The organism is Micromonospora sp. CA-249363 (assembly GCF_050950185.1).
Classification (GTDB): Bacteria; Actinomycetota; Actinomycetes; order Mycobacteriales; family Micromonosporaceae; genus Micromonospora.
This window is the reverse complement of the sequence record NZ_CP192020.1, coordinates 2,663,510-2,679,844: the sequence shown is the minus strand read 5'-3', so window position 1 is coordinate 2,679,844 and position 16,335 is coordinate 2,663,510. Positions and strand designations below refer to the sequence as shown.

Genomic DNA, 16,335 nt, shown 5'->3' with positions numbered 1-16,335 from the left:
GCCACGACGGCGTCCGCCCCCAGCGAGGTCAGTCCGTCAGCTTCCCGGCGAAGTAGTCGATGTAGGCCTGCATGTCGAAGTGACCGTGCCCGGAGAGGGAGAAGACGATCGCCTTCGACTCACCCGTCTCCCGGCAGCGCAGCGCCTCGTCCACGGCCACCCGGACGGCGTGCGTGGACTCCGGCGCGGGCACGATCCCCTCGCTGCGGGCGAACAGCACGCCCGCCTCGAAGCACGCGGTCTGCGGCACGGCACGCGCCTCGATGAGGTCGAGGTCCCGCAGCGCGCTGATGATCGGTGCCATGCCGTGGTAGCGCAGTCCACCGGCGTGGATGGCCGGCGGCCGGAAGTCGTGCCCCAGGGTGTGCATCTTGGTCAGCGGCGTGAGGCCGGCGGTGTCCCCGAAGTCGTAGTCGTAGGTGCCCTGGGTCAGCGACGGGCAGGAGGACGGCTCGACCGCGATGAACCGCACGGCCGGGCCGCCGCCCAGTTGGCGACGCAGGAACGGCAGGGCCAGCCCGGCGAAGTTGGACCCACCCCCAGCCGCGCCGACCACGACGTCCGGGTAGTCGTCGGCCAGGGCGAGTTGGAGCTGCGCCTCCTGGCCGATGATCGTCTGGTGCATCAGCACCAGGTTGAGCACCGAGCCGAGGGCGTACTTGGCGGCGCCACCGCTGACCATCGCCGCCTCCACCGCCTCGGAGATGGCCAGGCCGAGGCTGCCGGTGGAGTCGGGGTCGGCGGCGAGCGCCGCCCGGCCCGCCTCGGTACGGTCGCTCGGGCTCGCGGTGACCGACGCGCCGAACGTCTCCATCAGCCCCCGTCGGTACGGCTTCTGGTCGTAGCTGACCCGCACCATGAAGACCTCGCAGTCGAGGCCGAAGTACGTGCAGGCCATCGAGAGCGAGCTACCCCACTGGCCGGCGCCGGTCTCCGTGGTCAGCCGCTGTACGCCGTCGAGCTTGCTGTAGTACGCCTGCGGTACGGCCGTGTTCGGCTTGTGGCTGCCGGACGGGCTGACCCCCTCGTACTTGAAGTAGATCCGGGCCGGAGTGTCGAGAGCCTTCTCCAGACGGTGGGCGCGTACGAGCGGGCTGGGCCGCCACTGGCGGTAGATGTCCAGCACCGGCCCGGGGATGTCCACGTCCCGTTCGGTGCTGAACTCCTGCTCGATCATGCCGGTGGCGAAGAGCGGTTCGAGGTCCGCCGGGGTGAGGGGTTCCCGGGTGCCGGGGTGCAGCATCGGGGGCAGTCCCTTGGGCAGGTCGGGAACCACGTTGTACCAGGTCGTCGGGATGTCGCTCTCGGGCAGCACGAACTTCGACGTGGTCATGGCACCTTCCGATGAGGGGTGGGTGGGTGTCAGGGACTGGCGGTGGCCGGTTCGACGGGGGCCGGCACGGGCCGGACCGCCGGTCGGATTCGCAGCGCCGCGAACGCGACCACACCGACCACCGGGGTCAGCAGGAGGATCAGGAGGACGGGTCGGTGCCCCTGGGTCTGCCAGACGAAGCCGAGGCCCATCGGCACGACCAGCCGGGCGGAGCTGAGCACGAACGCGTTCAGGGCCATGAAGCTGCTGACCCGCCGTTCCTCGACGTGGTCGGCGATGTAGGTGGGCACCACCACCGAGGCGATGATCTCCCCGAGGGTCCAGACCACCGTGGAGAGCAGGACGGCGGGCAGCGAGAAGGCGAAGACCAGGACGGCCATGCCGGCCGACCAGAGCAGGCCGGCCACGATCAGCAGGACCCGGGTCGAGTACGCCTTGATGCGCTTCTCGATGAGCAGGCTGGCGCTGACCACGACGATGCTGTTGATGGTGTAGACCGCGCCGACCACCGCCACCGACGAGTGCAGCACGGTGGTGACCGCGAGGGGCAGCGTGTATTCGAGGCCGATCAGCGGCGCGACGTAACAGAAGGAGACCAGCACCAGCAGCGCCACGTCGACATCGCGACGCAGCCCGGCCCACCGGGTGGTGACGACCGGCGCGGCCGCCGGGGCACGGCGGGTCTCGGCGGGTACGAACAGCCAGATGGTGGTCGCCGCCAGCAGGCCGAGCAGGATGTTCCCAGCGAACATCAGCTCGTACGACAGGGCCGCCGCGAACCCGCCGAGCAGCGGACCGACCCCCATCCCCAGGTTGTTGGCGAGATAGCTGACGGTGTACGCGAAGGGCCGCTCGCCCGGCTCGGTCAGGTCGGCGATCAACGTGTTGGCCGCCGGCGAGAACATGCCCATCCCGACCAGCGCGACGAAGAGCAGCACCGCGTACGTCCACACCGGACCGTCGACCAGGGCCAGGCCCAGGTAGCCGACGGCGTTGAGCAGCAGGCTCGACACCAGCGCGGCGCGGCGGCCGGCGCGGGCGCAGACCGGCCCGCTGAGCAGGCTACCGGCGAGCAGGCCGGTGCTGCCCACGGAGATCAGCACCCCCGCCTCGCCGGTGCTGAGGTGCCGGCTCTGCACCAGGTAGACCGCGAGCAGGGGGAAGACGAACATGCCGGCCCGGTTGATGAAGGACGCGTAGACCAGCATCCGCAGCGGGCGGGGCAGGGCCCGGAACCGGCTCAGCCACATGACGACTCCCTCACCGGTTCGGTGCGCACCTCGAAGGAGTCGCGGATGACTTTGAACCGGGCGCGGACGTCGTCGAAGTCGCGGCCCTCGCAGACGTACCAGCCGAGCACGTCGTTCGAGGCGGTCGGCACGGCGAGCACGTCACCGACGCTCTTCCACACGTCCGCGTCGCGCACCGCGTCGAGTGCCCGCAGGTCCTGTGCCGAGGTGATCGCCGTGATCCGCCCGTACCGGTCGGAGCACAGGTACTCGGTGCCGATCTCCGGCCCGAGCGTGGTCGCCGGCACGTGCTCCGGGTCGAGTTCGAGGCGACACCACTCCCCGGCCAGGTTGATCCCCCGCCCGGCCTCGATGGCGGGGACGATGGAACCGCCGCCGGCCCGGGCGGCCGCCTCGCCGAAGATCACCTCGCCGTCGTCGCGGAGGAAGAACTCGACGTGCGCCACGCCCGTCCGCATCCCGAAGCCGCGCAGCACGGTGGCGCTGGCGGCCAGGATGCGCCGCTCGGCTCCGGTCAGGTCGTGTTTGCGGGAGACCGTGCCGCCGGGCTCGTCGCGGAACTCCAGGACGGAGTACGTGTAGCGGGACAGCTGCTCGAAGACCACTTCGCCGTCGCGCAGCAGCGAGTCGACGTGGTACTCGACCCCCCGGACGTACTCCTCCACCCGGTAGTCGTGCCGGTCGTCGGCGATCAGCGGCCACACCCGGGCCAGATCCTCGGCGGAGTCCACCCGGTGGGTGTCGCCGCACGCCCAGCCGGCGTACGGCTTGACGACCACGGGCCAGCCCACCTCGGCGGCGAACTCGGCGACCGCCCCGACCGTCTCGGGGCGGCACGAACGGGCCACCGGCACGCCCAGCTCGACGGCCCGGCGGTGCATCACGTTCTTGTCCCGGAAGGTCAGCGCCTGCTCCGGGTCGAGCCCGTCGATGCCGTGGTCCCGTCGGCAGTGCGCGGCGGTCAGCACGTCGCCCTCGAAGAGCGGGAAGATGCGCCGCACCGGATGCTCGGCGACGATCGCCGCGACGACCGAACGGACGGCCTCGCGGTCGTCGAGGTCGGCGTGGTAGCAGGGCAGACCGGCGGTGTCGGCGGACGGCTGCCCGGTCGGCAACAGCGCGACGGTCGCCACGCCCCGCTCGGCGGCGGCGGCGACCACGGCACGGAACTGGGCGGCGTACCGGCCGGCCGCCGGGCGGTAGATCACCAGGATCGCGCCGTTCACGGACGGCTCCGACCGTTGCTGCCCGCCGGGCTCAGCGGTCCCGCGGTACGCAGGACGGCGCTCGTCGCGTCCCGGTCGAGCACCGCCTCCTGCCGTGCGCCGGCGGACATCTCGTCGAGGACGCCGCCGAGGCGGGCCAACGCGTCCACCACCTCCGCCCGGCCGCCCGGGTGCGCCGACTCGACGGTGAGCAGCAGCGCGTGCGGGCCCAGGTCGGTGCGGACCAGGTGGCCCTGCCGCCAGTTCCAGCGCCGCGAGTGGGCCCGCCCGTCGGCGTCCGCGTAGACGACCTCACCCGGCTCCGGATGCTCGGGCGCGTCGGGAACGCCCAGCGGCAGGTACGTCTCGGTGCCGTCGGCCGGTCGCACCACGAGGTCGGTGAGGCCGTCGACCGCGCACGAGGCCACCGGCAGCGCCGCGCCGAGCGAGACGGCGTTGCAGAGGTCGACCAGGGCGTTGATCCGGGGCAGCCGGTCACCCTTGGCCACCCGCCGGGTGATCGATTCGGCGGCGCAGGGGAACCGGTTGGGGTTCACCCCCACCGCCCGGTACGCCTCGCGCCAGGCCGCGATGCCCGGCAGGTCGGCCACGCCGGCCTTGTCCAGGTGCGCGGCGTGCAGCGCGTCCTCGGCGGCCGTCAGCAGCGCCGACACGGCGGGAGGCGCCGGTACGACCTCGACCAGCGGCAGGGCGAGCACGCCCAGCACGTAGTCCGGCACCGCGTTCAGCACCCGGTCGTCGATGCGGACGGTGAGGGTGGCCGCACCGTCGCTGAGCTGGGTCATCGTGATCCTCGTGAGGTTCGGGTCCGATTGTCCGCCCGACCGTACGCAGCGGGACGACCACCGGTTGTGGCCAATCCGGGGTGATCCGGTGAGGCCAATCCGGGTGGCCGCTCCGCGGTCGCCGACGCGTCACGCAGGAAGTTGTCGAACAGCCGCAGACCGGCCTCGGTGAGCACGCTCTCCGGGTGGAACTGCACCCCCTGCACCGCGAGCGCGTGGTGTCGTACCCCCATCACGTAGCCGTCGTCGGACGACCGGGCGGTGGCCCGCAGGGCCGGCGGCACCGGGTCCGCGACGATCAGCGAGTGGTAGCGGGTGACGGTGAGCGGAGCGGGCGCGCCCTCGAAGACGCCCCGGCCGTCATGGGTCACCACGCTGGTCTTGCCGTGCATCAGGTGCCGGGCGACCGCGACCGTCCCGCCGTAGGCGAGGCCGATCGCCTGGTGGCCGAGGCAGACCCCGAGCAGCGGGACCCGACCGGCGAAGGCGTGCACCAGCTCCACGTGCCCGGACTCGGCGGGGTGCCCGGGCCCGGGGCCGAGCACCACCGCGTCGGGCCGCAGGGCCACGAGCTGGTCGCTGGTCGCCGAGCGGGAACGGATCACCATGGTCTGCGCGCCGAGGGTCCGCAGGTACTGGTCGATGATGTGGGTGAAGCTGTCGTACGCGTCCACGAGCAGGACCTTCACGGCAGCAGCTCCCGACCGGTCAGGGCCCAGTAGGTGGCGCTCATCTTGGCCAGCGTCTCGCGCCACTCGTCGCCCGGTGTGGAGTCGGCCACGACCCCGGCGGAGGCCTGGGTCCGGTAGTGCCCGCCGTCGTGTACGGCGGTACGGATGCACAGGGCGAGTACCGCGTACCCACGCACGTCGACCAGCCCCACCGCGCCGGCGTAGACGCCCCGGGGCTCGTCCTCCAGGCCGTCGATGATCTCCATGGCCCGCAGCTTCGGCGCGCCGGTCATGGTGCCGGCCGGGAAGGTCGCGCAGATCGCCGCCCACACGTCGGCGTCGTCGGCGAGCTGACCCGAGACGGTCGAGACCAGGTGGTGCACGTACGCGAACGGCTCGACGTCGAACATGCTGTCGACGCTGAGCGTCCCCGGCACGCAGACCCGGCCGATGTCGTTGCGGCACAGGTCGACGAGCATGACGTGCTCGGCTCTCTCCTTCTCGCTCGTCGCCAGCTCGATCACCCGCCGCCGGTCGACCTCGGGGTCGGCGGCGCGGGAGGCCGTTCCGGCGATCGGACGCATCGAGAGCCGGCCGTCCCCGATGCGCAGGAACAGCTCCGGGCTCGCCCCGATGACGGTCCGGCCGGCCCACGGGGTGAGGTACATGTAGGGCGACGGGTTGCGGTGGCGCAGCCGCCGGTAGACCTCCAACGGGGTGAGCGTCGTCTCCACGTCGATCCGGTGGCCGATCTGGATCTGGTAGCTGTCCCCGACCTCGATGTGCCGCAGGCACTGCTTCACCCGGGCGGCGAACGTCTCCTCGTCGACGGTGTCCCGGATCGAGGTGGGCGGCGGGGCCGCCGGCACGTGCGGCTCATCGTCGGTCCGGCGCACGGGCAGCTCGGGCAGCTGGACGGCGTCGTCCGACGGCAGGTGCGGGCCGCGGGCGTCGAGCCGCCGGACCGTGCCGGCGCGCAGATCCCACCAGACGGTGTGCCGGAACAGCGCGAGCGTGCAGCGGGGAACGTCGTCGACCACCCGGTCGGTCCCGAGCTCGTCCATGTCCCGCGCGGCCTCGTACGCCAGGGTGGTGAGGAAACCGAAGGCGAAGGTGTCGGTGGGGATGGTCGTGCGCACGGCGAACGCCCGCTGCGCCGCCCGGACGGCCGCCCACACCTCGGTCGGGCCGGCGACCGGCCAGGCCCGCGACGTGGCGCCCCGCCGGCCCGGCTCGCCCAGGACGGCGGTGAGCACGGCGGCCAGGGCGTCGCCCAGCGGACCGTCGGCGGTCAGCTCGAGGCGGTCGGCGATCAGTCGCACCTCGGCGAGAAGACCCCACCCGACGGCTGCGGCATACCGGTCCTGAACGGGACCGTCCAGGCTTTCGAACAGATACAGGTCGTCGTGGGAAAGACTGTCGGCGAGTGCCGTGTAGAGCGACAACGGATCGATCGACGGCAGTGTGACAGATGTCACTTCCACCGGAATTGAGTCCATCAATGGTGTACGCGTACCGGTCGACGAATGTGCTCCGATCGACCACGTGGCGCGTTCGGTTGACAATAGGGACACTTGCGGAACCCCCTCTGAACAGCCCGATTCCGCACCACCGTTGGCGCAGGCCCCGCCGACGACACGGCAGGTCGGACCCTTCCCCCAGGCGAAAGGACTTCGCACGACCTCCCCGGCGCCGGCGGCGGGGCGTCCGCATTGGACACGCTCGGAACGTACGCCCTGATTCGCCGGCCACCGGGGCGGTTGCGCACCCGACCAACACTTTCCACAGGCACGGATCACGCTGTCCATACCACTTCGACGATCTCGGAGCGGACCACTTGTCCCTTAATCTAAGCCTGTCAATAGATGGGCAATCGCGTGGAACGCTTGCAGTGCAGCTCCGTAACGCATTCCGTACGCAGATCGAGGAGGGGGCACTGCGCCCCGGCACCCGGGTGCCGTCGAGCCGGCAGCTCGCCGCCGACCTCGGCGTGTCCCGCAGTGTGGTCGTCGAGGCGTACGAACAGCTCTGCGCCGAGGGGTACCTCGTCTCGCACCACGGCTCGGGCACCTCCGTGGCGACGGCGGCGCGTTCCGACGTCGCCTCGGCGCTCACCCCGGACGACCACGCGCCCGCCCCGGCGGTCTGCGACCTGCGCACCGGCAGCCCGCACGACTCGACGTTCCCCCGCCAGGACTGGATCCGTGCGGTCACCGCCGTGGTCACCTCGGCCGGTCGTCGCGAGCTGGGCTACGCCCCGCCGTCCGGCCTGCCGGTCGTGCGGCACACCCTCGCCGGATACCTGGGCCGGGTGCGCGGGGTGCGGACCGGGCCCGAGCGTGTCATGGTCACATCCGGCTTCGCCCAGGGGCTGGCGCTGCTCTGCCGCGTGCTGCACGACCGGGGCCACGACACGCTCGGGGTGGAGGACCCGGGCCACCCGGGCGAGTGGGAGTTCGTCGCCGAGGCCGGCCTCCGTCCGGTGGGCATCCCCGTGGACTCCGACGGCATCCGGGTGGACGCGCTGGACGCGAGCGGCGTCCGTGCCGTGCTGGTCACCCCGGCCAGCCAGTTCCCGACCGGGGTCACGCTCACCGCGCGACGCCGGGCACAGCTCGTGGCCTGGGCGAAGAAGGTCGACGGCTACGTCATCGAGGACGACTTCGACGCCGCCCTCGTCGGCCCGGCGCAGCGGATGCCCGCGGTGCAGAGCCTCGCGCCCGACCGGGTGGTCTACGCCGGCAGCGCCAGCAAGGTCCTCACGCCGGCGCTGCGCCTCGGCTGGCTGGCCACCCCCGCCGACCTGACCGCGCCGCTCGAGCGGATCCGGGCCAGCTGGGACATCGGCTGCTCCGGCCTGGAACAGCTCGCCTTCGCCCGACTGATCGACACCGGCGCCTTCGACCGGCACCTGCGCCGACTCGGCGCCGACGTGCAGAAGCGCCGTCAGGCGGTCCGCGACTTCGTCGCCGGGCAGCTGCCCGACGTCACCCTCTTCGGCGCGGACGGCGGACTCCAGGCGTACCTGCTGCTGCCGGCCCGACACCCGGAGGAGGCCCTCGTGCACGCGGCCCGGCGACGCTCGGTGCTGGTCCGCGGTGGCCGCTTTTACGCCCTACGGCCGGACGACCGACCGCCGGCGCTGGTCCTCGGCTACGCCGGGGTGCGCGGCCCGGAACTCGGGCGCGGCCTGGCCGGGCTGGCCGAGGCGTACCGCGAGACGGCCGGCCGCGCCGGCTGACCAGCCGCGCCGGTCGCGCCGCCGCCGTACGCGGTCAGGTGGTGGCCCGGACCGCCTCGATGATCGTCTCGGCGACCTCGCCCGCGGGCTGCCGGGCCCCCGCCATCGCGTGCGACCCGCCCGCGATCTCCCGCTGGCCCCGCGGGGCGGCCCGCTCGGCCATGAAGCGGTGCGCGGCGACCGGGATGTTCTTGTCGGCGTCACCGAACACGAACCAGCTCGGCAGGGATCGCCAGGCGGGTTCGCCGGTGAGCCCGTCGCCCAGGGCCTGCTCGGTGATCGGCCGTTGGGTGCGGGCCATCAGCGCGGCGAGGTCGTCCGGCACGTCGGCGCAGAACTGCGCGTGGTAGGCGTCCTGGCCGATCATCACCTCGTTGCCGCCGGTCGACACCGGGTACTGCACCAGGGTCTCGGCGAGGGTGCTGCCGGGGAACTTTCCCGACAGCGACAGCGCCGACTCGCCGGTGTCCGGGCACAACGCGTTGACGTAGACGAGGGCGCGTACCGAGGTGTCGCCCGCGGCGGCCTGCGTGATCACCATGCCGCCGTACGAGTGGCCGACGAGGACGACCGGGCCGCCGATCCCCCGTACCACGTCCCGCACGTACGCGGCGTCGCCCGAGAGGCCGCGCAGCGGGTTGGCGGCGGCCACGACGTTGTACGCGTCGCCCAGCCGCTCGATCACCGCGTTCCAGCTCGACGACTCGGCGAACGCGCCGTGCACCAGGACGACGGTGGGGTCCGCATCGGGCATGACAGCCGCTCCCTCGCTCGTGGCACTGGTCATCCTCCACCGGCCGCGCCGGTGCGCCTGAGTACCCGTCCCACGGCGGCGAAACATCGCGTCGTACGCCTCCGCACGGCGGGTCGACGCCTGGCCGACCCGTGAACTACCGGAAGACCTTGACACTCATCGATGTTAGCGCCAACACTGAGCCCGTTACCGGGGCGCAACACTCCCGTCACACACCCTGCCCGAGGGCGTGCTCCCGGCGGGCGCCGCAGGTTGGCCGATGCAGCAGCGTCGACCAGCGCCGTGCACACAGCTCACGGAGGACAGATGCCGCTGCCACCTGACCAGAGGGCCACAGGTCCCGGCGTCGCGCGTCGCCGCCGCGCTGTCCTGGCCGCGATCCTGGCGGTGCTCGCCGTGTCGGCCGGGCTGCCCGGGGCGGGGCCCGCGCACGCCGCGCCCGCCGTGAACTACACCAACCCGCTGGTCAACCAACGGGCGGACCCGCACATCTTCCGGCACACCGACGGCTACTACTACCTGACCGCGACCGTGCCGCAGTACGACCGGATCGTCCTGCGCCGCGCGACCACCCTCCAGGGGCTGGCGACCGCGGCGGAGACCACGATCTGGAGCCGGCACACCAGCGGAGAGATGGGCGCCCACATCTGGGCGCCGGAGATCCACTTCATCAACAACCGCTGGTACGTCTACTTCGCCGCCGGCCGGACCGACGACGTGTGGCGCATCCGGATGTACGTGCTGGAGAGCGGCAACGCGAACCCGCTCACCGGAGGGTGGATCGAACGCGGGCGGATCACGACACCCTGGGACACGTTCAGTCTGGACGCCTCGACCTTCGTGGCCAACGGGGTGCGCTACCTGACCTGGGCACAGCAGGAGCCCGGCATCTCCACCAACTCGAACGTCTACCTCGCCCGGATGGGCGCCAACCCGTGGCAGATCACCGGCACCGTGACCCGGCTCGTCGTGCCGACGTACGCCTGGGAGACCCGCGGCTACCGGGTCGCCGAGGGGCCGGCGGTCATCCAGCGCGACGGCCGCCTCTTCCTGACCTACTCGGCCAGCGCCACCGACGCCAACTACTGCCTCGGGATGCTGAGCGCCTCCGCCACCGCGAACCTGCTCGACGCGGCCTCCTGGAGCAAGAGCCCCAACCCGGTCTTCGCCACCAGCGCGGCCACCGGCCAGTACGGCCCCGGCCACAACTCGTTCACCGTCTCTGAGGACGGGCAGAGCGACATCCTGGTCTACCACGACCGGAACTACCGCGACATCAGCGGCGACCCCCTCAACGATCCCAACCGGCGGACCCGCATCCAGAAGCTGTACTGGAACGCCGACGGCACCCCCAACTTCGGCATCCCGGTGCCCGACGGGGCCACCCCGGTCCGGCTGCGGTCACACGACCTGACGACCAGCTACGTCCGGCACTACGACTACCGGGCCCGGGTCGAGCCGAACGTGACCAACCTGGCCGACTCGCAGTTCCGCATCGTCAACGGCCTGGCCGGCGGCGGCAGCGTGTCGTTGGAGTCGACGAACTATCCGGGCTACTACCTGCGCCACTACGGGTTCGCCCTCTCCATCGCGCCCAACGACGGGTCGTCGATCTTCGCCGGCGATGCGAGCTTCCAACGCCGGTCCGGCCTCGCCGACAGCGCCGGGATCTCCCTGGAGTCACAGAACTATCCGGGCCGCTACGTGCGCCACCGCGACGGTCTGCTGTATCTGGAGGCGGTCGCCACCAGCGCCGAGCGAGGCTCCGCCACCTTCCACCTGGAATAGCCCAGGCGGGCGGGCCGCAGCGCGCCCGCACACGCCCTCGACACCGTCGGCCGGTCCAAGCGACCCGTCGACGCCGATTGGAGCACCGATGAACCGGCGTCCCACCATCGCCCTCCTGGCCGGACTCTGCCTCGCGGTCAGCGCGGCACCCGTTCCCGCCGCCGCCCGAGGATCGGCGTCCGCCCAGGCAGGCACGTACGCCGGGCTCGCCGGCCCACCCGGCACGCCGCCCGGCGCCTGCCCGACGGGGGCCGGCTACGGCTCGCCGCTGCCGGCCAGTTCCGTGACGGCGCCCCGCATCCAGGGCGGGTTCTCGTTCCTCGAAGGGCCCGTCTGGGTCGCCGACGGCGGCTACCTGCTCTTCTCCGACATGGCCGCCGGCACCGGGCCGTACAACGTGCAGCCGTCCACGATCCGCAGGTTCACCCCGCCGTCGACCTTCGACACGTTCGTGTCGAACGCCGGCAGCAACGGCATCGCGCTCAGCGCCGACGGCCAGCAGCTCGTGGCGGCCACTCACGACCAGCGCAACGTGTCCGCGTACCGGTTGAGCGACCGAACCCGCAGCACCGTCGCCGCGAACTACCAGGGTCGGGCGTTCAACTCGCCGAACGACGTCGCGGTCCGTTCGGACGGCGTCGTCTACTTCACCGACCCCAACTTCCAGCGCGGCAACCGCCCGGACCAGATGAACGGGCGGACCAGCGTCTTCCGCGTGGTCAACGGGCAGGTGTCGCTGGTCGACGACCAACTGCGCCAGCCCAACGGCATCTCGCTCTCGCCGGACGGCAGCACCCTGTACGTGGGCGCCTACTCCGAGAACAAGATCTACAAGTACGCCGTCCAGCCCGATGGCAGCACCGGCGCGCGGAGCGTCTTCGTGAACTACATCGGCGGCCCGGACGGCGGGACGATCGACTGCGCCGGCAACGTGTACTGGACCTCCGGCGGGGACTCCCTCGTCCACGTCTACTCCCCCGCCGGCGTTCAGCTGGGCACGATCCGGTCCGGCTTCACCGGAACGACGAACGTCGCCTTCGGCGGATCCGACCGGCAGACCCTGTTCATCACGTCGGGTCCCCGCAACGACTCCGGCCTGTACAGCGTCCGGCTCAACGTCCCGGGCTACCCGTACTGACGTAGCCGGTAGCGGCTGGCCGTGGGAGGAATCCCCCGTTGTGCTCCTCACGGAGCGGATTCCTCCCCGCTCGCCCCCCCAGGTTCGGCTAGACGGACCCTATCGGCCGTCGCGCAACAAGCGTTGAGCACAACGGGTTCACGCTCAACGGGTGTTGCTCCGAACAGGAGCGAGCTTACGCTCACGTTCCGTACGTGTGTCAACGTCTGTTTAGTAACGGGGCCCATCTGCGACACTGTCGTTCAGGTCGCCGGAGGGTGAAGAGCATGGTGGACGTTCGGCGCGCGGAGCGGGAGTTACCGCCCCTCGACACGTTGGCAGCACGGCTGGAGTACCTGTTCGACAAGATCCGCCCCACTCCCGACGAACTCGGCGACTCCGACGAGCCCGGGCGCAGATACACCAACCGGGAGATCGCCGACAAGATCAACGAAGCGGCGACCGAGACGGGCGTCACGATCAGCGCCGCCTACATCGGCGAGTTGCGGCGGGGCGTGGCGAGCGATCCGCGCACCTCGCACGTACGCGCCCTGGCCACCGCCTTCGGTGTCAATTCGGGGTACTTCGTGGACGACGCGGCGGCACGACGGATCCAGGACCAGATCACGTTGCTCAGCGAGCTGCGGCGGATGGACGTCAAGCGGGTGGCGCTGCGGCAGGTGCTCGCCGACAACGGCCTCTCGGCGACCGACACGCGGCTCGTCGAACAGATGGTGGCCCGGCTGCGGGCCGTGGCAGAGGGCACCGACACGGCCGCGTCCGAGGATCGTCGGTAACCGGTGGCCGTGCAGATCCTGCGGTGGGAGCACACCGACGAGTGGGAGAACACCGACGTGACGTCGTATCGCCTACGCCGACGCTGCGCGCGCGTCGTCGCCGAGCTGGAGATACCGCAGCCCTTCGACATCAGGAAGCTGTGCGACGCTCTCGGTGAGCGGCGCGGCCGGCCCATCCACCTGGTGCCGATCAAGCTGCCCGCGCAGACCGTGTGCGGTATGTGCGTGCCGACGAACGACTTCGACGCGATCTTCTACGAGCAGGACACCTCTCCGCTGCACCAACTGCTGATCATCGGTCACGAGCTGGGTCACCTGCTCGCCGGGCACCAGGCCACCGAGGTGCTGGACGCGGACGCGTCCCGGCTGTTGCTCCCCGACCTCGACCCGCAACTCGTGCGGCGGAGTCTGGGCCGCAGCAACTACGCTGCGGCCGAGGAACGCGAGGCCGAGATGATCGGCTCGCTGCTGCTGCGGCGGGTCCGCAGCGAGCGCGGTGACGCGGACGAGGCGCCGGTGAACGGGCAGGACGCGGAGCTGTACGGCCGGTTGCGGCACTCCCTCGAACACCCCCACTGGTAGGGCGGGAATGGACACCGTCCTCTACGCCGTGTGCGCGGCATCCGGCTGGGTCGCGTTCGTGTACATGGTGCGGTTGCAGCGCCGGCATCCGAGCCGGGCCCGCCGTGCGATCTGCGCGGGCCTCGGCGCGTTCGCCGCCGGGATCACGGTCGCCGTTCCGCCCGTCGCCGTCGCGATCGACGAGGTCTCGGGCCTGCCCAATCTCGCCAAGATCATGGCGCACGCGGGCGCCCTGACCGTCTCGGCGAACGCCGAGATCATGCTGCTGCACTTCGCGCTGCCCCCGGCGACGGCCGCCGTCCGCGCCCGCCGCTGGGTGTGGGTCACCGCCTGCGCGTTCCTCGTCATGCTCGGCCTGTTCGCCGTCACCCTCACGTACGACGAGCCGGTGCGCCTGACCGTCGAGTACGCGACCGACCCCGTCGTCACCGCCTACCTGCTGATCTTCCTGCTGCTCGGGTTCTTCGCCTACTGCGTCGACATCACCCGGCTGTGCTGGGGCTTCGCGAAGATCTGCGGACGCCCCTGGCTGCGCCGTGGCCTGCGCATCACCGCGGTGGGCGCTGCCTTCGCGCTGCTTTACAGCACCAACAAGATCGTCTACCTGGTCGCCTACTGGGCCGGCTACCGGCCGACCGGCGAGCGGCAGATCGCGGCGGTGCTGGTGACCATCGGCGCGTTGCTCATCACGATCGGCCTCACCATGCCGGCGTGGGGTCCCACGCTCAAGATCGGCCAACGGTGGGAGGACTTCCAGTCCTACCGGCGACTCGAACCCCTCTGGCGGGACCTCGTCGCGGCCCTCCCCGAGCTGGAACTCGACCCCACCCTGCGCCGCCGGTTCGCGGCACTGCGCGACACCGACTACGCGCTCACCCGCCGGGTCGCCGAGATCCGCGACGGCCGCCTGGCGCTGCGCCCGTACACAGATATCGGGGTGACCGCCCTGGCCGAGCGGTTCGCCGAACGGTCCGGTCTGAGCGCCACCGAGCGGCAGGCGGCGATCGAGGCCGCCCACCTGGCCTGCGCGCTGCGGTGGCATCGGGCCGGCCAGGCGGCCGCGGCCCCGCAGCCCGCCGACGAGCTGCACCGCCCGGACGGTGGCTATGCCGGCGAGGTGGCGTGGCTGACGCTCGTCACCGACGCCTACGCTCGATCACCCGTGGTGGCCGGGACGCTCGACGCCGCCACTCCGCTCCCGACGGCAGGAGACGCGCGCCGATGAGGGGTCGCTACGACAACCTGGAGCGGATCCGCACGCTGGACCCGCAGCGCGACTACCTGGACATCTACCAGACGATGCTGCGCTTCGAATTCCCCTGGGACATGAAGCTGGGCCTCAACCTGGCGTTCAACAGGTCCTTCTCGGTTCCGGCCATCGCCGCCGTGCACACCACGACCGGCGAGCTGACCGACCGCACCCAGAAGCGCATCGACGACACCGGCCTGCTGATGTACGAGATGGTCCTCAACGGCTTCGAGCAGCCCCGGGGCCGGGACGCCCTCCGGCGTGTCAACCAGATCCACCGCCCCTACGACATCGACAACGACGACTTCCGCTACGTCCTGGGCTGCCTCGTCGTGATCCCGATCCGGTGGCTGCGCGACTACGGGTGGCGTCAGCCCTGCTGCCACGAGCGGCAGGCCACCTACCTGTTCTACCGGGAGCTCGGCCGACGGATGGGCATCACGGACATCCCCGGGTCGTTCGAGGAGTTCGAGACCTGGTTCGACGCCCACGACGCCAGCCACCTACTGCCCAACGACGACGCGGCGGCCATCGAACGGGCCACCCGCATGCTGATGCTCGCCCGACTCCCCCGCACGCTCGCGCCGCTGGGAAACGCGCTGGTCAGCGCCATGTACGACGAACCGCTGCGGCGCGCGACCCGGGTCGACGCGCCGCCGTGGCCGGTCCGGGCCGGGCTGCGTCTCGCGCTGCGCACGCGCGCGCGGTGGCAGCGGTGGTTCGGCGCGCCGCGGGCCACGCCGCTGTTCGCCGAAGGCATCCGGGCCAGGACCTACCCCCAGGGGTACGACATCAGCCAGCTCGGCCCGCACTGATCGGCGGCCGGCCGGAGCCAAGGCCCGCCGGGATCGGGAACGGCTTGACGTCACGGCCCCCGTCGCGCAAGGTCAGATATCGGCAACCTTCGATGATTTGAGGAGGACCGATGAAGGCACTCGCCACCACCGCCGCAGCCCTGCTTCTCCTGGTCACGGGCGGCGCATCCGCCGCACGGGGCGCACCCGACGCACCACCGGCACCCGCCGCGCCCTGCGCCGGTCAGGTTCACCCGAACCCGTCGTTCGAGCGGGGCGTCAACGGCTGGACCGCCGGCCCTCGCATGGTCGTGCTCGGCGACGAGACCCGACCCGCACACACCGGTCGCGCATACGCCACGTTCGCCGGGCTGGACGTCACGCGTAGCGACCTGCTGCGTGCGACCGTCACCGTGCCGGCCAACTGCGACCTGACGGTCCGATTCTGGGTCCGCACCATCACCACCGAAACCACCCGCGGCGACTACCTGAACGTCGGGCTGGCGGTCACCGGCGTTCCCCCGAAGACGAGGTTCTCGCTGGCCTTCGACGGCGGGGCCGAGTGGCGGCAGTACGGCATGTCGAGCGGGACGGCGACGGTCGAGCGCACCGCGACGGTCAGCTTCCTGAGCAGCGAGATGGCCGGCAACGGCGTCACGGCCTTCGACGTCGACGACGTGACCTTCAGTGTGAGCTGACAAGCCGGGCGGGCGGTCGACCCGACCGCCCGCCCTGGGGGTCGCCCGCC

Annotated in this window: 15 protein-coding genes; 8 read left to right on the top strand and 7 right to left on the bottom strand. The window is 71.6% G+C overall.

Annotated features, from left to right (window positions below; all coding sequences use genetic code 11):
* Positions 1-28 precede the first annotated feature (28 nt).
* From ACQPZK_RS12310 to ACQPZK_RS12285, 6 genes are read right to left on the bottom strand one after another with little or no spacing between them, the layout of a single operon-like run.
* Positions 29-1,333 (bottom strand): TrpB-like pyridoxal phosphate-dependent enzyme, encoded by a 1,305-nt coding sequence (locus tag ACQPZK_RS12310; RefSeq protein ID WP_433538411.1) that lies wholly within the window; start codon positions 1,331-1,333, stop codon positions 29-31.
* A gap of 29 nt (positions 1,334-1,362) precedes the next feature.
* A complete protein-coding gene (locus ACQPZK_RS12305) occupies positions 1,363-2,583 on the bottom strand; it encodes an MFS transporter (RefSeq protein WP_433538410.1) in 1,221 nt (406 codons plus the stop codon).
* Positions 2,574-3,809 (bottom strand): ATP-grasp domain-containing protein, encoded by a 1,236-nt coding sequence (locus ACQPZK_RS12300; RefSeq protein ID WP_433538409.1) that lies wholly within the window; start codon positions 3,807-3,809, stop codon positions 2,574-2,576. Before ACQPZK_RS12300 ends, ACQPZK_RS12305 begins: the two co-directional genes overlap by 10 nt.
* Positions 3,806-4,594: a B3/B4 domain-containing protein gene (locus ACQPZK_RS12295; RefSeq protein WP_433538408.1), complete on the bottom strand. Its 789-nt coding sequence runs from the start codon at positions 4,592-4,594 to the stop codon at positions 3,806-3,808. Before ACQPZK_RS12295 ends, ACQPZK_RS12300 begins: the two co-directional genes overlap by 4 nt.
* The gene (locus ACQPZK_RS12290) at positions 4,591-5,283 is read right to left on the bottom strand and encodes an anthranilate synthase component II (RefSeq protein WP_433538407.1); all 693 of its coding nucleotides are present in this window, start codon (positions 5,281-5,283) and stop codon (positions 4,591-4,593) included. Before ACQPZK_RS12290 ends, ACQPZK_RS12295 begins: the two co-directional genes overlap by 4 nt.
* On the bottom strand, positions 5,280-6,749 hold the full coding sequence (locus ACQPZK_RS12285; protein ID WP_433538406.1) for an anthranilate synthase component I family protein: 1,470 nt from the start codon (positions 6,747-6,749) through the stop codon (positions 5,280-5,282). The genes ACQPZK_RS12290 and ACQPZK_RS12285 overlap by 4 nt, the downstream gene beginning before the upstream one ends.
* A 407-nt stretch (positions 6,750-7,156) precedes the next feature.
* On the opposite strand from ACQPZK_RS12285, the gene ACQPZK_RS12280 reads away from it, so the two are divergent.
* Complete coding sequence (locus ACQPZK_RS12280; protein ID WP_433538405.1) at positions 7,157-8,506, top strand: PLP-dependent aminotransferase family protein; 1,350 nt, start codon at positions 7,157-7,159, stop codon at positions 8,504-8,506.
* Between the two features lie 34 nt (positions 8,507-8,540).
* Here the strand turns inward: ACQPZK_RS12280 and ACQPZK_RS12275 are convergent, their stop codons facing one another.
* Positions 8,541-9,260, bottom strand: coding sequence for an alpha/beta fold hydrolase (locus ACQPZK_RS12275; protein ID WP_433538404.1), 720 nt, complete (start codon positions 9,258-9,260; stop codon positions 8,541-8,543).
* A gap of 306 nt (positions 9,261-9,566) precedes the next feature.
* Between ACQPZK_RS12275 and ACQPZK_RS12270 the strand changes: the two genes are divergently transcribed.
* From ACQPZK_RS12270 to ACQPZK_RS12240, 7 genes are all read left to right on the top strand, one after another.
* Entirely contained in the window at positions 9,567-11,048 is a 1,482-nt protein-coding gene (locus ACQPZK_RS12270; protein WP_433538403.1) for a family 43 glycosylhydrolase, read from the top strand.
* Positions 11,049-11,136: 88 nt separating this feature from the next.
* Complete coding sequence (locus ACQPZK_RS12265; RefSeq protein WP_433538402.1) at positions 11,137-12,186, top strand: SMP-30/gluconolactonase/LRE family protein; 1,050 nt, start codon at positions 11,137-11,139, stop codon at positions 12,184-12,186.
* Between the two features lie 266 nt (positions 12,187-12,452).
* Positions 12,453-12,962: a hypothetical protein gene (locus tag ACQPZK_RS12260; RefSeq protein WP_433538401.1), complete on the top strand. Its 510-nt coding sequence runs from the start codon at positions 12,453-12,455 to the stop codon at positions 12,960-12,962.
* A gap of 3 nt (positions 12,963-12,965) precedes the next feature.
* Positions 12,966-13,544, top strand: a complete 579-nt coding sequence (locus tag ACQPZK_RS12255; RefSeq protein ID WP_433538400.1) for a hypothetical protein — start codon at positions 12,966-12,968, stop codon at positions 13,542-13,544.
* A 7-nt stretch (positions 13,545-13,551) separates the two neighbouring features.
* A complete protein-coding gene (locus ACQPZK_RS12250; protein ID WP_433538399.1) occupies positions 13,552-14,769 on the top strand; it encodes an MAB_1171c family putative transporter in 1,218 nt (405 codons plus the stop codon).
* Positions 14,766-15,608 (top strand): oxygenase MpaB family protein, encoded by an 843-nt coding sequence (locus ACQPZK_RS12245; RefSeq protein ID WP_433538398.1) that lies wholly within the window; start codon positions 14,766-14,768, stop codon positions 15,606-15,608. Before ACQPZK_RS12250 ends, ACQPZK_RS12245 begins: the two co-directional genes overlap by 4 nt.
* 110 nt (positions 15,609-15,718) lie before the next feature.
* The gene (locus ACQPZK_RS12240) at positions 15,719-16,285 is read left to right on the top strand and encodes a hypothetical protein (RefSeq protein WP_433538397.1); all 567 of its coding nucleotides are present in this window, start codon (positions 15,719-15,721) and stop codon (positions 16,283-16,285) included.
* Positions 16,286-16,335: the final 50 nt, after the last annotated feature.